This window comes from Glutamicibacter protophormiae (genome assembly GCF_016894325.1).
In the GTDB taxonomy this organism is placed as follows: Bacteria; Actinomycetota; Actinomycetes; order Actinomycetales; family Micrococcaceae; genus Glutamicibacter; species Glutamicibacter protophormiae.
On record NZ_CP069806.1, the window covers coordinates 959,638 to 976,379 of the forward strand.

The 16,742-nt window shown below is 62.7% G+C and carries 14 protein-coding genes and 1 pseudogene; 10 read left to right on the forward strand and 5 right to left on the reverse strand.

Annotated elements, in window-relative coordinates; genetic code table 11:
- Positions 1 to 28: 28 nt before the first annotated feature.
- Both JQN66_RS04585 and JQN66_RS04590 read right to left on the reverse strand, forming a co-directional pair.
- Positions 29 to 625 (reverse strand): annotated as a pseudogene (locus JQN66_RS04585) (GNAT family N-acetyltransferase); the annotation flags it as partial.
- Between the two features lie 88 nt (positions 626 to 713).
- Positions 714 to 923, reverse strand: coding sequence for a hypothetical protein (locus tag JQN66_RS04590; RefSeq protein WP_188947577.1), 210 nt, complete (start codon positions 921 to 923; stop codon positions 714 to 716).
- A gap of 118 nt (positions 924 to 1,041) precedes the next feature.
- Between JQN66_RS04590 and JQN66_RS04595 the strand changes: the two genes are divergently transcribed.
- Positions 1,042 to 1,500 (forward strand): GNAT family N-acetyltransferase, encoded by a 459-nt coding sequence (locus tag JQN66_RS04595; protein ID WP_239464189.1) that lies wholly within the window; start codon positions 1,042 to 1,044, stop codon positions 1,498 to 1,500.
- A 24-nt stretch (positions 1,501 to 1,524) separates the two neighbouring features.
- On the opposite strand, the gene JQN66_RS04600 is transcribed toward JQN66_RS04595, so the two are convergent.
- Together JQN66_RS04600 and JQN66_RS04605 are read right to left on the reverse strand one after the other, a co-directional pair.
- Positions 1,525 to 2,712 carry an SH3 domain-containing protein gene (locus tag JQN66_RS04600; protein ID WP_204676820.1) on the reverse strand — a complete coding sequence of 396 codons (1,188 nt, stop codon included), beginning with the start codon at positions 2,710 to 2,712 and terminating at the stop codon, positions 1,525 to 1,527.
- Positions 2,713 to 2,918: 206 nt separating this feature from the next.
- Positions 2,919 to 3,824, reverse strand: coding sequence for a LysR family transcriptional regulator (locus tag JQN66_RS04605; protein WP_204676821.1), 906 nt, complete (start codon positions 3,822 to 3,824; stop codon positions 2,919 to 2,921).
- A 134-nt stretch (positions 3,825 to 3,958) separates the two neighbouring features.
- On the opposite strand from JQN66_RS04605, the gene tdh reads away from it, so the two are divergent.
- The 6 genes from tdh (at position 3,959) to JQN66_RS04635 (ending at position 10,975) form a co-directional block, all read left to right on the forward strand.
- Positions 3,959 to 5,011 (forward strand): L-threonine 3-dehydrogenase, encoded by a 1,053-nt coding sequence (gene tdh, locus JQN66_RS04610; protein ID WP_204676822.1) that lies wholly within the window; start codon positions 3,959 to 3,961, stop codon positions 5,009 to 5,011.
- A 32-nt stretch (positions 5,012 to 5,043) separates the two neighbouring features.
- Positions 5,044 to 6,243: a glycine C-acetyltransferase gene (locus tag JQN66_RS04615; protein ID WP_188947581.1), complete on the forward strand. Its 1,200-nt coding sequence runs from the start codon at positions 5,044 to 5,046 to the stop codon at positions 6,241 to 6,243.
- 70 nt (positions 6,244 to 6,313) lie between these two features.
- Positions 6,314 to 7,330, forward strand: coding sequence for a LacI family DNA-binding transcriptional regulator (locus tag JQN66_RS04620; RefSeq protein WP_204676823.1), 1,017 nt, complete (start codon positions 6,314 to 6,316; stop codon positions 7,328 to 7,330).
- A gap of 134 nt (positions 7,331 to 7,464) precedes the next feature.
- Entirely contained in the window at positions 7,465 to 8,823 is a 1,359-nt protein-coding gene (locus JQN66_RS04625) for an ABC transporter substrate-binding protein (RefSeq protein WP_204676824.1), read from the forward strand.
- 68 nt (positions 8,824 to 8,891) lie between these two features.
- Positions 8,892 to 10,031 carry a carbohydrate ABC transporter permease gene (locus JQN66_RS04630; RefSeq protein ID WP_204676825.1) on the forward strand — a complete coding sequence of 380 codons (1,140 nt, stop codon included), beginning with the start codon at positions 8,892 to 8,894 and terminating at the stop codon, positions 10,029 to 10,031.
- Positions 10,028 to 10,975 (forward strand): carbohydrate ABC transporter permease, encoded by a 948-nt coding sequence (locus JQN66_RS04635; protein ID WP_204676826.1) that lies wholly within the window; start codon positions 10,028 to 10,030, stop codon positions 10,973 to 10,975. Before JQN66_RS04630 ends, JQN66_RS04635 begins: the two co-directional genes overlap by 4 nt.
- Before the next feature lie 858 nt (positions 10,976 to 11,833).
- Here JQN66_RS04635 and JQN66_RS04640 read toward each other — a convergent pair.
- The gene (locus tag JQN66_RS04640; RefSeq protein WP_204676827.1) at positions 11,834 to 12,451 is read right to left on the reverse strand and encodes a HutD/Ves family protein; all 618 of its coding nucleotides are present in this window, start codon (positions 12,449 to 12,451) and stop codon (positions 11,834 to 11,836) included.
- Between the two features lie 203 nt (positions 12,452 to 12,654).
- On the opposite strand from JQN66_RS04640, the gene JQN66_RS04645 reads away from it, so the two are divergent.
- From JQN66_RS04645 to JQN66_RS04655, 3 genes are all read left to right on the forward strand, one after another.
- Entirely contained in the window at positions 12,655 to 13,494 is an 840-nt protein-coding gene (locus JQN66_RS04645; protein WP_204676828.1) for an IclR family transcriptional regulator, read from the forward strand.
- A gap of 212 nt (positions 13,495 to 13,706) precedes the next feature.
- Positions 13,707 to 15,386, forward strand: a complete 1,680-nt coding sequence (gene hutU / locus JQN66_RS04650; RefSeq protein ID WP_204676829.1) for a urocanate hydratase — start codon at positions 13,707 to 13,709, stop codon at positions 15,384 to 15,386.
- Positions 15,387 to 15,390: 4 nt separating this feature from the next.
- Positions 15,391 to 16,740, forward strand: coding sequence for a YjiH family protein (locus JQN66_RS04655; protein ID WP_204676830.1), 1,350 nt, complete (start codon positions 15,391 to 15,393; stop codon positions 16,738 to 16,740).
- The last annotated feature ends 2 nt before the right edge of the window (positions 16,741 to 16,742 follow it).

Consider the following 16,742-nt stretch of genomic DNA (forward strand, 5'->3'; position numbering starts at 1 on the left):
CGAGTGGTGTAAGTCCTCGAGAATGGGCGGCGATACGTCGATCCAGTTCGTTGCGCACCTGAGGCCACTCGGCTTTTAGGATCGAGAAGACCACGGTGTCGCGCAGCGACCCGTCAGGCATCCGCGAATGGGCCCGCAACACCCCGTCCTGCTTGGCGCCCAGGCGCGTGATCGCCATGCGCGACTGGAAATTCATCCAGTGCGTGCAGAACACCACGACCTCGCAGCCCAGCGTTTCGAAGGCGTAACCCAACAGCAGCCGCTTGCTTTCAGCATTGGCACCGGAACCGTGGGTGCTGGCCGCGTTCCAGGTGTAGCCGATCTCCACGCGGGGCAGCCCGAGGTCGATGCCGCAGTAGGTGGTCATGCCGATGATCCTGCCAGGCAGGCCGGTATCGGGATCGTTGAGCCGAGTGGTGAACGCCAGCATGGAACCTTCCGATTGCAGCGTCAGACGCCTGCGGATTTCTTTGCACATGTCATCGGGGCGCGGCACCGAGGTGTACCAGAGGTTCCACAGCTCGCCGTCGCTGGCCGCCTGCACCAGTTCGTCGTGGTGGTCCAGAGACAGCGGTTCAAGGGTGACATGCGCACCGCGCAGGGTGACGGGGTCAAGAATTTTCATGCGAATACTGTACGCGCTGAAAATCGTCCCGGCACCCTCCGCGCCGCCGATAATCTAGGCAGGCGGGAATCCCGGAAGCAGGTGAGGGCTATTCGGTGTCCTGCGTCAGAGCCACAGCCAACGCGGTGGAACACATCATTGTTGCGCCGCCAGACACCGCCACGGTGCAGGCAACAGCCAGCGCACCAGACCCAACGGCAGCCAGCATGCCCAGCGTCGCAGCGATGCCATGGGTGCCGAACACGGTGGCGATTCCGTCCAGGTACAGCGGAACCAATCCTCGCTTCTGTGCACCCACGCACCGGAGTAATCGTGGCGGATTGGATGGGACGAGAAGTGCAGGGTGCATATTTCTCGACGTCATGCGTTGGAAATTTTCGCGCAACGTCCCATTGCTACTGTGATGCATCATGACGATGATTATCCGGCGAGCAGATTTCACCGACCCCCGGCTGCCCGCGTTCCTTGCCGCGCATCACTCCGACTTGGCGCCCCAGTCTCCGCCGGAGTCACAGCATGCGTGGGGCATCGAAGCGCTGAAGCGTCCGGGCGTCAGGTTGTGGGTAGGGCAATCCGCAGACCAGCTTGCGGCCACCTGCGCGCTGGCACCCTTGGAACCGGGACATGAGGAGCTCAAGAGCATGCGCACCCACCCCGGGGTGCGCGGGCGAGGTTACGCATCGCGGATGCTGGCGCACGCTATAGAGGATGCATCGAAGCGGGGTATCACGCGAATCTCGCTTGAAACCGGGTCTGCGGAGTTTTTCGCTGCGGCGCGAAGGCTGTATGCCGTGAACGGATTCGAGCCCTGCTCCCCGTTTGGGTCCTATGGCGAGGACCCATACAGCAACTACATGACCCGTTCGTTGACCTAATTCGGTCCAGCGGACGGGCATTGACTAACACGGAAGCGAATCGGGGAGCATCCTCGGGGTAGTGACGACCGCACCGATCTCGTTGGTGCCGCGATAGGCACGGCAGACTCCGAGCCCGCGCGCTGCGAGGTTCGACTTGATCTGGCGCAGCGAATCCGGGGCGAACCCCTGCCATTGCATGTGCATCAGGACAGTGTCACCCGCCCGTGCCGCGGAGGCACGCGAAATGATGATCGCCTTGTTCTGAACCTGCCAGTCACGGGTGTCGACGGTCCAGGTCCAGATCTTCATGCCGATGCTGCTATAAGCGCACCGGGCCGCGGTATCCAGTGCACCGTAGGGCGGGCGGCCCCAATTGGTGCGCACGCCGGTGCCCAGCAATTCGCGCTCCGCTCCGGCACAGGGAAGCGTGGTCAAATCACGGTGCGTCACCGAATGATTGATGACCCATTGGCCCTTGGCACGGGCGCGGGCCGCCAAATCGACGCCGTAGCGGCTTCGGAACGAGGAGAGGCAGTCCCCGGTCGGAGCGAGAACCAAGCCCATGTCATTGCTTGCTGCGTACCCGATGGCCGAGTCGAGGGCCGCCAGGGTGCGCGGGCAATCGTCGAAGGTCAGCACCACGCGAGGTCCGCGGTTGGGTCCCTTGCCCTGCGACGTGGAAGGCGGTGTCTTCTTCAGATACGACCCGCTGGCCCATCCGGTGCGTCCCCGATAGGTGACCTTGTACCAGCCGCTGCTGGCACGGGCAGATACATCGACCCGAGCTCCTCGCGGCATCTCGGTGACGATCGGAAAGGTTGCGTTGCTGCCGGTACGCAGGTTGAGTTCATCCTGGGTGTAGAGCTGCGTCGGCAGGGTCTGGGTGGTGGCCTTGAGGTACGTACCGCTGGCCCAGCCTGTATAGCTCTTGTAGATGACTTGGTACCAGCCGTTGCTTGCCCGGCTCAGGACGGAGACAACGGAACCCTTGGGCATCGTTGCGAGGATTCCGAAGGAGACTCCGCTTCCCATGCGCAGATTCAGCTCGTCGAGCGTCACCATGACGGACGGCAGGCTGACGGCTGCTGGCGAAATAGTTTCGGTGATCTGGGTGTCTTGGAGCGCCGGTGGTGAGGTATTCGCAGAAGTTCCCGTGGCGCTCGCGCCGATTCCCCACAGAACGCAACTAAGCGCCGTGGCCAGACCGATGGCACGCATTCGGAGACTCATGCGAATCGCCCCCAAAAAATAAGTGGCTGCCCCTGCCATTAATATGATGCTTCATTATGGGCCTGCACCACGGACCCCACAAGCACTAGAGAGTGTTAAATGACTGGGAAAAAACACGTGGCATGGTGCGCGTATTTCCCCATGTCACACGGCCCAACTTTGGCTGACTCCAAGACTGCGGGGGAAGCCTGCCATGGCGTGTTCGGCTAAGCTCCGACAAGCCCCCTGATGGTTTGCCGGATCGCCTCCACGACATCCATGACCGGCTCCCGATGGAGGTGTTCCGCCCGGACCAAAACGTCGATTTGTCGACCTGCTGATAGGCCCTGAATTGGTCGTAAAGTCACCGCGCCACCCAAGGATTTCCGCGCGGTATAACGCGGCAGGATCCCGAGGCAGCCGCTGGTCTCGATCAGCGACCCGGCGGTGGCGTAGTCGTTGACCCGGTGCTCTACCACCGGTGCGCGTCCGGCCAGGGCCGCGATGGTTTCCAGAACGTCGGCAGGGGAGTACCCGGAACGCGAAACGACCCAGCGCTCGCCGATGACCTGTTCGGGGGAGAGCTCCGCGTGCGCTGCGAGCGGATGATCCCGGTGCAGCGCGATATCCAGCGGCTCGAAAGCCAGCGGGATGACTGCAACGTGGTTCTGCGGCCACGGCGCGGTATGGGGCATACGGTGCGCCAGCACGAGATCATAGGCGGAGGTCAGTGCCGGGAAATCCTGCTGCGAGACATCTTCGTCGGAGAATCTCAGGGGCGGCAGGGCGCGTTCGGTCCAGTTGAGCAGCGGAGCGAAGATCGTCTGGCCGATGGAATGGAAACCTGCGACCTTGACCGGCATCTGTCGGTCTTGGTCCTGGGTCTGGATCTTCGCCGAGGCTTCGGCGAGCGTCGAGGCGACGTGTGCCGCGGCGGATGCCAGCAGCCTGCCTTCAGCTGTCAGCACCAAGCGCCGTCCGTCCTTCATGGTCAGCGGGGCGGTGAAATTGCGCTGGAGTTGGGCCAGATGCTGCGAAACCGCCGAGGGGGAGACATACAGCGCTTTGGCCACCGCATTGACGCTCCCCAGATCGGCAAGTTCGCGCAGGATCCTCAGCTGATGTAATTCCATGAAGTAAATACTAAATCGTCAGATCAGTATTTCGATGATCAACTAAGGTGTTATCCGTGCCCGGACGGTGCGACACTTGAACTGATCCCATAATTCGTGTCCACGACGCAGCTTCTTGATCAAAGGAATCCCTGATGAAAGCCTTGTACAAGTCCGGACCACACGCCGGTTTGGAACTCGTTGAACGTCCGGAGCCGGAAGTAGGCGTCCACGACGTCAAGATCCGCGTCATGACCACCGGCATCTGCGGCACCGACCTGCACATCGAAGCCTACGACGAGGCCGCCAAGGCCATGATCAACACCCCTCTGGTTCCAGGCCACGAATTCTACGGCGAGGTCGTCGAGGTCGGGGACTTCGTTCACAACGTCAAGGTCGGCGACCGCGTCTCCGGCGAAGGCCACGTGGTGTGCGGGCTGTGCCGCAACTGCCGAGCCGGACGCAAGCAGATGTGCATCAATGTCAGCTCCGTTGGCGTGCAGCGCGACGGAGCCTTCGCCGAGTTCGTCTCCATCCCGGAGAGCAACGTCTACGTGCATCGCGACGAGCGCATCACCCCTCTGCTGGGTGCCATCTTCGACCCCTTCGGGAACGCCGTGCATACCGCCCTGCAGTTCCCAATGGTCGGCGAGGATGTGCTGATCACCGGCGCCGGGCCTATTGGCCTGATGGCCGCCGCTGTGGCCCGCCACATCGGCGCCCGCAAGATCGCCATCACCGACATCTCCGAGCAGCGCCTGGCCTTGGCCAAGACCATGGGCGTGGATCTGGCCGTGAACGTCGCCAAGCAGCGCATCAAGGACGCCCAGGGCGAGCTGGGCATGATCGAGGGCTTCGACTACGGCATGGAGATGTCCGGACACAAGACCGCGCTGCCGGAAATGATCGAGAACATGAACCACGGCGGCAAGATCTGCATGCTCGGCCTGCCCAGCGAGTCCATCGACATCAACTGGGGCAAGGTCGTGACCCACATGCTGACCCTGCGCGGCATCTACGGCCGCGAAATGTTCGAAACCTGGTATGCCATGAGCGCCATGCTCACCAGCTCCGAGCTGATGCGCGAGCGCATCTCCTCGGTCGTCACCGATTTCCTGCCGGCCAGCGAATGGCAGCAGGGCTTCGAGGCAGCCCGTGGCGGCCACGGAGGCAAGGTCGTGCTGGACTGGACAGTCTTCAGCAGCTAAGAATCGCTCGGATCAACAAGGAGTAATTGGGAATGTATACCGACCTCAAGGAACAGCTTGCCGGGGAACTGGATGAGCTGCGCACCGCGGGCCTGTTCAAGGCCGAACGCCACATCGACTCGGCGCAGTCCGCGTCCATCCTGGCCGGTTCGCTGGGCCAGGACGCCCGCAAGGTGCTGAACTTCTGCGCCAACAACTACCTGGGGCTGGCCGACGACCCGCGCATCATCGAGGCCGCCAAGCAGGCCATGGACGAGCGCGGCTTCGGCATGGCTTCGGTCCGTTTCATCTGCGGCACCCAGGACCTGCACCTGGAACTGGAGTCCGCCGTCTCCAAGTTCCTGGGCACCGAGGACACCATCTTGTTCTCCAGCTGCTTCGACGCCAACGGGGGCGTCTTCGAGTCGCTGTTCGGCCCGCAGGACGCGATCATCTCCGATGCGCTGAACCACGCCTCGATCATCGACGGAATCCGCCTGTCCAAGGCCGCGCGCTTCCGCTACGCCAACCAGGACATGGCAGACCTGGAAGTCCAGCTGAAGGCCGCGGCCGCCATGAACGACGGGGCCGGCGCCCGCCGCACCATCATCGTCACCGACGGAATCTTCTCCATGGACGGCTACATTGCTCCGCTGGAAGCCATCTGCGACTTGGCCGAGCAGTACAACGCGCTGGTCATGGTGGACGACTCGCACGCCGTGGGCTTCATGGGCGCCACCGGCGCCGGCACCCCGGAACACGCGGGTGTCTCTGACCGCGTGGACATCTACACCGGCACCTTCGGCAAGGCCCTGGGCGGCGCCTCGGGCGGCTACGTCTCCGGCCGCGGCGAGATCGTTGCGATGCTGCGCCAGAAAGCCCGCCCGTACTTGTTCTCCAACTCGCTGGCTCCTGCCATCGTGGCGGCGACCTTGAAGGCGCTGGAACTGGTGGAGGGCTCGGGCGAGCTGCGCGAGAAGCTCTTCGAGAACGCTGCGCTCTTCCGGACCCGCATGAGCGAGGAAGGCTTCGACCTGCTGGACGGGGAGCACGCCATCGTCCCGGTCATGTTCGGGGATGCGGTCAAGGCCGCAGAAGTGGCCGGCAAGATGCTGGAGCACGGCGTCTACGTGACCGCCTTCAGCTTCCCGGTGGTTCCGAAGGGCGCAGCGCGCATCCGCGTGCAGCTCTCCGCCGCCCACTCGGCCGAGGACATCGAGGCTTGCGTGCAGGCGTTTGTCGCCAGCCGCTGACCAGCGGTGTTGGCCCGGCGCCGTGTTTCAATTGGGATGACGAGTTGGCATAACCAAAGGCGGAGGGCTCATGGCTACCAGGAATGACGTGGCGCGCTTGGCTGGCGTATCTCCCAGTACCGTGTCCTACGTGATCAGCGGCCGGCGCACCATTTCCGAGGCGACCAAGTCCAGGGTCCTGGCGGCCATGCGGGAGTTGAACTATACCCCGGATGCATTCGCCCAGGGCCTGGCCGGATCGCGCCGGGGGATCCTTGCCCTGCACTTTCCCACCAGCGTGGACGGCTATTCATCCACCGAGTTCGAATACGTCACCGCCGCCATGGAGCGCGCCCGCGCGCTGGGCTATCACATGCTGCTGTGGTCCAATCCAATGACCGACGTCATGGGGTTGGAAAGCCTGGTCGGGCAGAAGCTGGTGGCCGGGGTGTTGCTGATGGAAGTATCGATCAATGACCCGCGCTTCGATGTCTTGCGCCGCGCAGGCATCGCCTTCGCTTCCATTGGCCGGCCCGATGACAGCGCTGACCTGTCCTATGTCGATAATGATTTCGCCGAGGCCGGGCGCATCGCGGTGGACTATCTGGCAGGCCTCGGCCATCAATCCATCATGTACATCAACGTATCCGTGGAAGACCAGGAAGCCGGTAACGGCCCGGCCATCCGCACGGCCCGCGCCATCTCGGATGCCGTGCGCGTCCGCGGCATATCGATGCGGGAAGTGCCGGTGGAAAACAATGCGCGCGGTGGACGTGCGGCGCTGGATGCCTACCTGGACCTGCAACCACGCCCCACCGCGGTGCTGGCGCTCAAGGAATTCGCCACCGCAGGTTTCGTCAACGCCGCGGGCATGGCATCGTTGCGCATCCCCGAAGACCTCTCGGTAATTGCACTGGGTGTCGGCGATCGATCGGCCGAAATGGTTGCCCCGGCACTGACCACTGTGGCACCGCCGAGTGAGGCAGTCACCTATGCAGCGGTGGACGCACTGGTGCAGAAAATCGAAGGCCGTTCCCAAGACGTCATGCAACAGCTCATCGCGCCGCTGATGACCGTCCGAGACAGCACGGGCCCGGCACCGCGCTGACCGTCCCACACCAATTTATCCCCGTTGTTCATTCCTAAGTGTTGACGCGCGTCGATGATCTGCGTCACTATTGAGGGGATCGTTCGTGCCAGGCTGATTCACTCGGCAAGGCACTAGTCAACGTGGAGGGCATCATGAAGAAAGCACAACGTAGGCTGAAGCTCGCGCCGATTATCTCGATGGCGGCCATCGGCATGCTCCTGGCCGGTTGCTCGGGCGGAGCAGACCCCAATGACCCCAACGCCTCCGGAGACGGCGGAGCCCAGGTGGGCGAAGCCGACGGTGTCGTCGACATCTACGGTCCGGTCACCGGACTGGAAGCGGAACTGTTGGAAAAGTCGTGGGCTAAATGGTCCGAGGAGAACGGCATCAAGATCCGCTACACCGGCGACAAGAACTTCGAATCCCAGATCGGGATCAAGGTCCAAGGCGGCGATACCCCGGATTTGGCAGTCTTCCCGCAGCCCGGATTGCTGCAGGCCACCGTGGCCCAGGGCAAGGTGCAGCAGCTGCCCGAAGCGGTGCAAGCCCAGCTGCAAAGCAACTGGTCCGAGGACTGGCAGAACTACGGCAAGGTCGACGGTGTGCAGTATGGCGTGCCGTTGATGGCCAGCGTCAAGGGCTACATTTGGTACTCACCCAAGCAGTTCGAGCAGTGGGGCGTGAACGTGCCGGAGACCTGGGATGAGATGACCGCACTCGGCACCGAAATCTCGAAGAAGACCAATGAGCCGGCCTGGTGCGCCGGATTCGCATCGGGCGAAGCGTCGGGTTGGCCGGGCACCGACTGGATTGAAGACGCGGTGCTGCGCCAGTCCGGGCCCGAAGCCTACGACAAGTGGGTTGCCGGCGAGCTGAAATTCACCTCGCCTGAGATTACCAGCGCCTTCGAGTCCGTTGGAAAGATCCTGCTTGACCCCGAGCAGGTCAACGCCGGATATGGAGATGTGAAGTCGATCAACGCTACCGCTTTCGGCGATGTTGGAACGGTCGTGGCCAAGGGAACCTGCCCGCTGACCCACCAGGCGTCCTTCCTGGAAGGATATGTGCTCGATTCCAAGAACGCCGATGGCGAGAAGGCTACCGTGGCACCTGACGGAGATGTCTGGGCCTTCATCGCCCCGCCAGTCAAGGCTGATGATCCGGTATCCATCGTCGGCGGTGGCGAATTCGTGGCAGCCTTCTCCAACGATGAAGATACCGCCAAGGTCCAGGAATACCTGGCCAGCGCGGATTGGGCCAATAGCCGAGTCTCACTCGGCGGCGTGATCTCAGCCAACTCCGGGCTCGATCCAGCGAATGCCAGCAGCGACCTGCTGCGCTCTGCCGTCGAACTGTTGCAGGATCCGAACACCACCTTCCGCTTTGACGGGTCTGATCTGATGCCCAAGAGCGTGGGCTCCGATTCCTTCTGGAAGGGGCTGGTGGACTGGATCGACGGCAAGCCGACCGAGGAAGTGCTTGAAAACATCCAGTCCGGTTATGACTCCTAGTCACCACCTTGCAAGCCGCCAACGGCCGGGAACCCCGGCCGTTGGCGAGATTACAGGAGGCTGAGGCCATGTCCGAATTCTTCCAATGGCTTGCTGGCGTCCCGCCGCTGATCCAGGTGCCGGTGGTGCTGTTTGCCTTCGCGATCCTGATCGCGGCGATCCTCGGCTTTGTCGAGGTAGCGACCAAGGGCGGACGCGCATTCGCCGTGGTGCGCTTTCTCGCCGCAGTCGTGGTTCCGGTAGCGATCCTGCTGGTCCTGGGCCTGTACAACTCGGTGATGTGGGTGGCCGCGCTGGCCGCCGTGCTCGGCGCGGTGCTGTTCTTCGTGGACCGGCGCTCCCGATCCGGCGCCGGCTCGCTGCTGCAGCTGTCAGGCTTCCTGGCTCCGGCCATGCTGCTGCTTACGATTGGGTTGATCTACCCCATGATCCGCACCGCGATCAGCGCCTTCATGGCCAATGACGGGTCGGGCTTTGTCGGCCTGGGAAATTTCCGCTGGGTTTTCACCAGCCCCGATGGCCTGACCGCACTGCTCAACACCTTGGTCTGGGTTCTGGTGGCGCCCGTGGTCTCCACCATCATCGGATTGGCCTATGCGGTCTTCATCGACAAGAGCCGCGGCGAGAAGTTCTTCAAGCTTCTGGTATTTATGCCCATGGCGATTTCCTTCGTGGGCGCTTCGATCATCTTCAAGTTCTTCTACGACGTTCGCCAGGGCGATCAAATCGGCGTGCTCAACGCGATTATCACGGCATTCGGCGCCAAGCCGGTCGACTGGCTTGGGCTTGAACCGTGGAACACGTTGTTCCTGGTGGTCATCTTGATCTGGACACAGGCGGGATTCGCCATGGTCATCCTGTCCGCGGCCATCAAGGGCGTGCCCGCTGAGCAATTGGAAGCAGCGGCCCTGGACGGAGCCACCCCATGGCAGCGCTTCGCCAATGTCACCCTGCCGGGAATTCGTTCCACGGTCATTGTCGTGTTGACCACCATTTCCATTGCCTCGCTTAAGGTCTTCGATATCGTCTCATCGATGACCGGCGGCCGCTCGGATACGACGGTCCTGGCCTACGAAATGGTGCGCCAGTTCCAGCTCGGGGCACGCACCGGCTACAGCTCGGCCCTGGCCGTCATCCTGTTCATCCTGGTGCTGCCGATCATCATCTACAACATCCGGCAGCATAAGAAGCAAGGGGCAATGCGATGAGCACCGTGGGCGAATCCTCTCGGCGACTATGGGTGGCCACCGAGAGAACCAGCGGGAAACTGCGCAAAGCCACCACCTCCCGCGGAGCCACGATTGCGGCGTTCATCATTGCCGCAGTGTGGACCGTCCCCACCTTCGGGCTGTTCGTCTCCTCCTTCAGGCAGGCTGACGACATCAAGACCTCGGGCTGGTGGACGACTCTGTCCAACCCGTCGTTCACGCTGGATAACTACGCGCAGGCCTTTGTCTCCGGCGACAGCCTTCCGCTGTCCAAAGCCTTCCTGAATTCGCTGGTCATCACCATCCCGGCGGCGATTGTGCCGATCCTGATTGCCAGCTTGGCAGCTTACGCTTTCGCCTGGATCAACTTCAATGGACGCAATACGCTCTTCGTGCTGGTGTTCGCCCTGCAGATCGTTCCAATCCAGATGGCGTTGGTTCCGCTGCTCCAGCTCTTCTCGGACGGCGTGAAAATTGGCGGGCTGTACATCCTGCCCGGTTTGGGAGTCAACGGATTGGACGGAGCCTACGCCAAGGTCTGGATCGCCCACACGATCTTCGCCTTGCCGTTGGCGATCTTCATGTTGCACAACTTCATTTCGGAGATCCCGGATGAGGTCATCGAGGCCGCGCGCGTTGACGGTGCCGGGCACGGGAAGATCTTCTCGAAAATCGTCCTGCCCTTGACAATGCCGGCCATTGCTTCCTTCGGAATTTTCCAGTTCCTCTGGGTATGGAATGACCTGCTGGTGGCAACGGTCTTCACTTCGGGTGGAGAATTGCCGATTACGAAGGCGCTCCAGGACCTCTCGGGTACGTACGGGCAATCCTGGGAACTGCTCACCGCAGGTGCTTTCATCTCGATGATCATTCCGCTGGCCGTTTTTTTCGCGCTGCAGCGGTTCTTCGTGCGCGGATTGTTGGCTGGCGCCACCAAGGGTTGAGACAACGTGGATTGCGTCAGCGCACTCGGCCCTCGGCTCCCCGATGCATTTGGCATTTGCCCGGGGAGCTAGGCATTGGTCAATTAGCCGGATGCTGGCAAGCTGCGTCTGGAATCCCGGAGCGCAGCAGGATCTGACAATGGATGCGCTTTCCGAATAACGCGTAGCTTCTGATTGACGACGCAATCGGAACTGTTCTGGGAAACTGCGTGATTCCAGTGCCGACTCGCCTCACCACATTGCCCGATTCTTGCTAGCGCCTGGCACTCGGTGCGGATCACGCCGCGGAAGCCGCGAGGCGTTTGTCCGGAAAGTACTACGGGACTGGTGGCCTTGCATTGACCCGATCGAAAACCAGCTAGCTCGGCAACGGTGAACTTCGCATTCTGATTTGTCAGTGGGCATGGGTCTGCCCGGAACCGCAGGGATCAGAAGGCAAAACCCATGAAGTCTCCTGCGGCTGCAATGGCCAGGTTTCCCCGGGCGATTTCGCGAATGAACATACGTGAAGATTCGAGGACCGGTGGGATCCTTCGCGGCAGTCCCGAGTTTTGTGCAGCTTCGCCAATGCCCGGGCTTTGACCACAGCTAGGGCCTCGTCGCGGGTCGGGGCTCCAAAGATGGCCATGGGACCGGCTTCGATTCCAAGCCATTCACCCCGGTCGGAGTGCCGGGGTCTCTGCCAAGTCATCTCGTCTACCCGGTTTGTTCCCTCATCGGTTTGTTTTCACGGTGCTCGTTCCAACTTTGGGGGACAAATCAGACCGGTGCTCTTTTTTTGATCCAAGCTTTAAAAGGCCCCGCGACCAGATTTTTGTTCTGTTCAAGGGGCTTTGCTCAGGTCCGGGGTATGAGGACTTATTCATCTGTGAGATCCAGTGAGATGACCGCCATGAAGCCGCGGCCGCTGATGCGCGGCGAATCCTCTTCGCCGCCGATCACGGTGTCGCGAAGCTCCAGCGCCGACTCGGAGTTCTCGCGCAGGACGCTGGCCTTGCCCTGCAGCAGCACCCCGAACTGGGAGCCGAACAGGTGCTGTTCACGTTTCTTCGACAGCTCCACGATGCGCACGTTGCCGCGTACCTTGCCGTTGCGGGTGATGAGGTTCAGCGCCAGGATCTCCCCGGTGGGCAGCGCCGCGGAGGTGGCCGCCGCGCCGGGGAACTTGAAGGGACGGTAGATCTCCAGCGCCTGCGAGGCGTCGTCGACGGTGAGTTCAAGCAGCTCCCCGGCGATGACCGTGAGGGTGCGATCGCAACCGTCGTAGGGCGTGAAGTCCCCGGCTTTCTCGATGGATGCGACCGAAATCCGCCAGTCCCAACCGCCTTCCGGAGCAGTGGCCAGTGATCCGTCATCGGCCAGGATGCCCTTGGCGATTTCCCGGATCTGCCCCTGGGCTGCTCCCCACGGTTTCTTGGGGCTTGAAGAAAGCTGGATCTGAGTTCCGGTGGACAGCGAGGCATTGCTTTGGCTCATGGTTCGAGCCTAATCGTCCGGACTCGTGAATGCGGGCCCTGACACTTATTGAGCTAGCTACAATTTGCCGTGCACGGGAGCAACACCGTGCGCTGCCGCCGCTGGAACCAACTGGAACAACCAATGGGACGCCGAGCCGCTCGCCGGTGGGCCCCAATGCCAGGGGAGGCGCGGAGCCCCTTCTATGCGCATAGGATCAGCGCATGGGGAAAAACAACCATCCGCAGGTGCCGGCCGCAAAAAATGTTCTCTCGGTGCTGCGTTATATCGCGGCACAGGCGGGCTCTGTCGGCGCCGGCACGATCATCAGGGATGTCGGATTGCCCCGGTCGACGACCTACCACCTGCTGGCCGCATTAATCGATGACGGATTTGTAGTCCACCTGCCCGAGGAACGCAAATACGCGCTGGGTGTGACCGCCCATGAACTGGGTACGGGGTATTCCAGGCAAGCACCATTGCAACGGATCGCGCGGTTCCCGATGCAGCGGCTTGTTGAACGGACCAAACGCACGGCGCACCTGGCCATCATGCACGGCCGCGACGTCATCTACGTCATTGAGGAGCGTGCCAAAAGACAAGCTGAACTTGTCACCAACCCCGGGGTGAGGCTGCCGGCCCATCTCACCGCCAGCGGGCGAGCCATGCTGGCGACATTTTCTTCGGATCAGCTGGCGGCCCTGTACCCGGGCCCGGAAGCCTTTCCCACGAGGTACGAGACCGGAGTTCATTCCGTCGAAGCGCTCAAAGAACTTCTGGCCCAAATTCGCGAGGTGGGTTACTCCTGGGAACAGGACGAAGTGACCGAAGGGTTCTCGTCCATCGCCGTCCCCGTAAAGGACCACGCGGGGCACGCAGTTGCCAGCGTGACTCTGACCATCGCCAACAGGGCGAAAGCCGGCAAAGCGGTTTCGGCCCGCAGCGCATCGCCCGGGCTCGCGGCAGAGAGAACGGTGCACTTGGAAGACCTGGTGTCCCAGTGGCTTCCCGAGGTGACCAGAACAGCAACCGAAATTTCCCGCCGCCTACGTCCGGCCGGTTAAGACGAACTTGTCAGCGGTGACGCCCCGCGCAAGGACCGCCCCGTCCGGCAAATCAGAAGATTCCTGCCCACATCGCATCAAAGTCTCGTATCCCAGACTGATTAGTGTGCCTCAGGGCACATTTCCGCTCGTATGAATGCTTGGATGGAAATCAAGCAACGGGCCGCAGAACACCAACCTGCGTCTTCATTATTACGAACGAAGGAATTTCGATGAGCTTCACCCAGCACGACCCGTCACGGGTCATCCGAGCACCTCGCGGCACCACCCTCACCGCCAAGTCCTGGGCCACCGAAGCCCCGCTGCGCATGCTGATGAACAACCTTGACCCGGAGGTCGCCGAGCGTCCCGAAGACCTGGTGGTCTACGGCGGCACCGGCCGCGCCGCCCGCTCCTGGGAAGCCTACGACGCCATCATCAAGACCCTGACCGATCTTGAAGAGGATGAGACCCTGCTGGTCCAGTCCGGCAAGCCGGTCGGCGTGTTCAAGACCAACAAGTGGGCGCCGCGCGTGCTGATCGCCAACTCGAACCTGGTGGGCGACTGGGCCACCTGGCCCGAGTTCCGCAAGCTCGAGGCCGAGGGCCTGATGATGTACGGCCAGATGACCGCCGGTTCCTGGATCTACATCGGCACCCAGGGCATCCTGCAGGGCACCTACGAGACCTTCGCCGCCATCGGTGTCAAGCGATTCAACGGCACCCTGGCCGGCACCTTGACCCTGACCGGCGGCTGCGGCGGCATGGGCGGCGCCCAGCCGCTGGCCGTCACCCTCAACGGCGGCGCCTGCCTGATCGTTGACGTCTCAGAGGACCGCCTGCGCCGCCGCATGGGCAAGCGCTACCTGGACGACGTGGAGCTGGACCTGGACGCAGCCGTCGCCAAGGTCACCGCAGCCAAGAACGAAAGCCGCGCACTGTCCGTGGGCTACGTCGGCAACGCCGCCGAGGTCTTCCCTGAACTGCTGCGCCGCCAGAAGGCCGGCGAGATCTCCATCGACATCGTCACCGACCAGACCTCGGCCCACGACCCGCTGTCCTACCTTCCGGTGGAATACACCGTGGAGCAGTGGGACACCGAGGCGAAGGCCGACGAAATCGGCTTCACCAAAAAGGCCCAGGCCGCCATGGCCGCCCACGTCGAAGCCATGGTCGGCTTCCAGGACATCGGCGCCGAGGTCTTCGACTACGGCAACTCGATCCGCGACGAGGCACGCAAGGGCGGCTACATGCGGGCCTTCGAATTCCCGGGCTTCGTTCCGGCCTACATCCGCCCGCTGTTCTGCGAGGGCCTTGGCCCGTTCCGCTGGGTGGCCCTGTCCGGCGATCCGGAGGACATCCGCGTGACCGACGAGGCACTGAAGGAACTCTTCCCGGAAAACGAGCACCTGCGCCGCTGGCTCGATGCGGCCGCCGAGCACGTTGAATTCGAGGGTCTTCCGGCCCGCATCTGCTGGCTGGGCTACGGCGAGCGCCACAAGGCCGGCCTGCTGTTCAACAAGCTGGTCGCCGAGGGCAAGGTCTCCGCACCGATCGTGATCGGCCGCGACCACCTTGATTCCGGTTCGGTGGCCTCCCCGTACCGCGAAACCGAAGCCATGAAGGATGGCTCGGACGCGATTGCCGACTGGCCGCTGCTCAACGCCATGACCGCGGTGTCCTCCGGCGCCAGCTGGGTTTCGCTGCACCACGGCGGCGGAGTCGGCATTGGCCGCTCCATCCACGCCGGCCAGGTCTCGGTGGCCGATGGCACCGAGCTGGCAGCGGCCAAGCTCGAAGCGCTGCTGACGAACGACCCGGGCATGGGCGTCATCCGCCACGTGGATGCCGGCTATGAGCGCGCGGTAGAAGTTGCCAGCGAGCGCGGCGTGCGCATCCCGATGGCGGAGTAGCGACATGTCGAATGACGGCGCCATTGGACGGCTTGTAGAACGCGAACGCGAGGACGACGGCCCGCGCGGGGTCTGGCGGTTCTTCGTCTTCTCCCTGATCGGGATCTTCATGTTCTTCATCCCGATCAGCATCGGGGGCAAGGAGACCATTCCGCTGGACCACCTGGTGGGCTGGATTACCGGCCTGCTGGGTCCCAGCGTGAAGTACTTGATCCTGGGACTCATCCTCGCGGGAACCGTCTACCCCTTCGCCACCGGCAGGTGGAAGGAATCCAGGCTGAAGACGCTCTTCGCGTTCCTGAACGTGCTGGGTCTGGCCACGGGTATTGCGCTGGTCTTCAACGTGGGACCGGTCTGGCTCTTCGACCCGGATATGGGTCCTTTCCTGTTCAACAAGTTGGTGATGCCGGTAGGGATGATCGTTCCGATTGGCGCCGTCTTCCTGGCCCTCTTGGTCGGCTACGGACTGATGGAGTTCGTCGGCGTGCTGGTGCAGCCGGTGATGCGCCCGGTGTGGCGCACCCCAGGCCGCTCGGCCATCGATGCGGTGGCCTCCTTCGTGGGCAGCTACTCGCTGGGTCTTTTGATCACCGACCGCATGTACCAGGCAGGCCGCTACACCGGGCGGGAGGCGGCCATTATCGCCACCGGCTTCTCCACGGTCTCCGTCACGTTCATGCTGATTGTGGCCAAGACTCTGGACATCATGCATCTGTGGCTGCCGTACTTCTTTCTGGCTTTCGGCGTCACCTTCCTGGTGACCGCGATCGCCGTGAGGATTCCGCCGCTCAGCCGCATCCCGGATGAGTACTTCCACCTGTCCACCCCGCAGCCGGAGGCGAAGGTCACCAGCCGACGCTTCGCCACGGCGTGGAAGGAAGCCATGGGGATGCTGGGCAACGCACCGAAGCTCGGCGCGAACATCCGCGAGAATTTCAAGGACGGGTTGCTGATGGCCATGGCCATCCTTCCCTCCATCCTCTCCGTGGGCCTGATCGGCCTGGTGCTGGCCCGCTTCACCCCGGTCTTCGACTGGCTGGGCTACCTGTTCCTGCCGATCACCTGGGCGCTGGGCCTGCCCGACCCGCTGCTGGCGGCCAAGGCCTCCTCGGTGGGCATCGCGGAGATGTTCCTTCCGGCGACCATCGTCGCCGGGCACGAATCCGACGCGCTGCGCCTGGTCATTGCGGTAGTCTGCGTGTCGGCGATCATTTTCTTCTCCGCCCTGGTGCCCTGCATCCTCGCAACCCGCATTCCCATCAAGGTATGGCATCTGCTGGTCATCTGGGCGCAGCGTGTCGCCCTGACCCTGCTGATCACCACCCCGATCGCCTACCTGATGGTGGGCAGATAGGA

What these genes read in the sequence shown, in the direction of transcription:
- JQN66_RS04640 (WP_204676827.1), bottom strand. Translation starts at nt 12,451, where the DNA reads ATGAGCCAAAGCAATGCCTCGCTGTCCACCGGAACTCAGATCCAGCTT.
- hutU (WP_204676829.1), top strand. Translation starts at nt 13,707, where the DNA reads ATGAGCTTCACCCAGCACGACCCGTCACGGGTCATCCGAGCACCTCGC.
- JQN66_RS04620 (WP_204676823.1), top strand. Translation starts at nt 6,314, where the DNA reads ATGGCTACCAGGAATGACGTGGCGCGCTTGGCTGGCGTATCTCCCAGT.
- JQN66_RS04630 (WP_204676825.1), top strand. Translation starts at nt 8,892, where the DNA reads ATGTCCGAATTCTTCCAATGGCTTGCTGGCGTCCCGCCGCTGATCCAG.
- JQN66_RS04625 (WP_204676824.1), top strand. Translation starts at nt 7,465, where the DNA reads ATGAAGAAAGCACAACGTAGGCTGAAGCTCGCGCCGATTATCTCGATG.
- JQN66_RS04635 (WP_204676826.1), top strand. Translation starts at nt 10,028, where the DNA reads ATGAGCACCGTGGGCGAATCCTCTCGGCGACTATGGGTGGCCACCGAG.
- JQN66_RS04605 (WP_204676821.1), bottom strand. Translation starts at nt 3,824, where the DNA reads ATGGAATTACATCAGCTGAGGATCCTGCGCGAACTTGCCGATCTGGGG.
- JQN66_RS04655 (WP_204676830.1), top strand. Translation starts at nt 15,391, where the DNA reads ATGTCGAATGACGGCGCCATTGGACGGCTTGTAGAACGCGAACGCGAG.
- JQN66_RS04595 (WP_239464189.1), top strand. Translation starts at nt 1,042, where the DNA reads ATGATTATCCGGCGAGCAGATTTCACCGACCCCCGGCTGCCCGCGTTC.
- JQN66_RS04645 (WP_204676828.1), top strand. Translation starts at nt 12,655, where the DNA reads ATGGGGAAAAACAACCATCCGCAGGTGCCGGCCGCAAAAAATGTTCTC.
- JQN66_RS04600 (WP_204676820.1), bottom strand. Translation starts at nt 2,712, where the DNA reads ATGAGTCTCCGAATGCGTGCCATCGGTCTGGCCACGGCGCTTAGTTGC.
- tdh (WP_204676822.1), top strand. Translation starts at nt 3,959, where the DNA reads ATGAAAGCCTTGTACAAGTCCGGACCACACGCCGGTTTGGAACTCGTT.
- JQN66_RS04615 (WP_188947581.1), top strand. Translation starts at nt 5,044, where the DNA reads ATGTATACCGACCTCAAGGAACAGCTTGCCGGGGAACTGGATGAGCTG.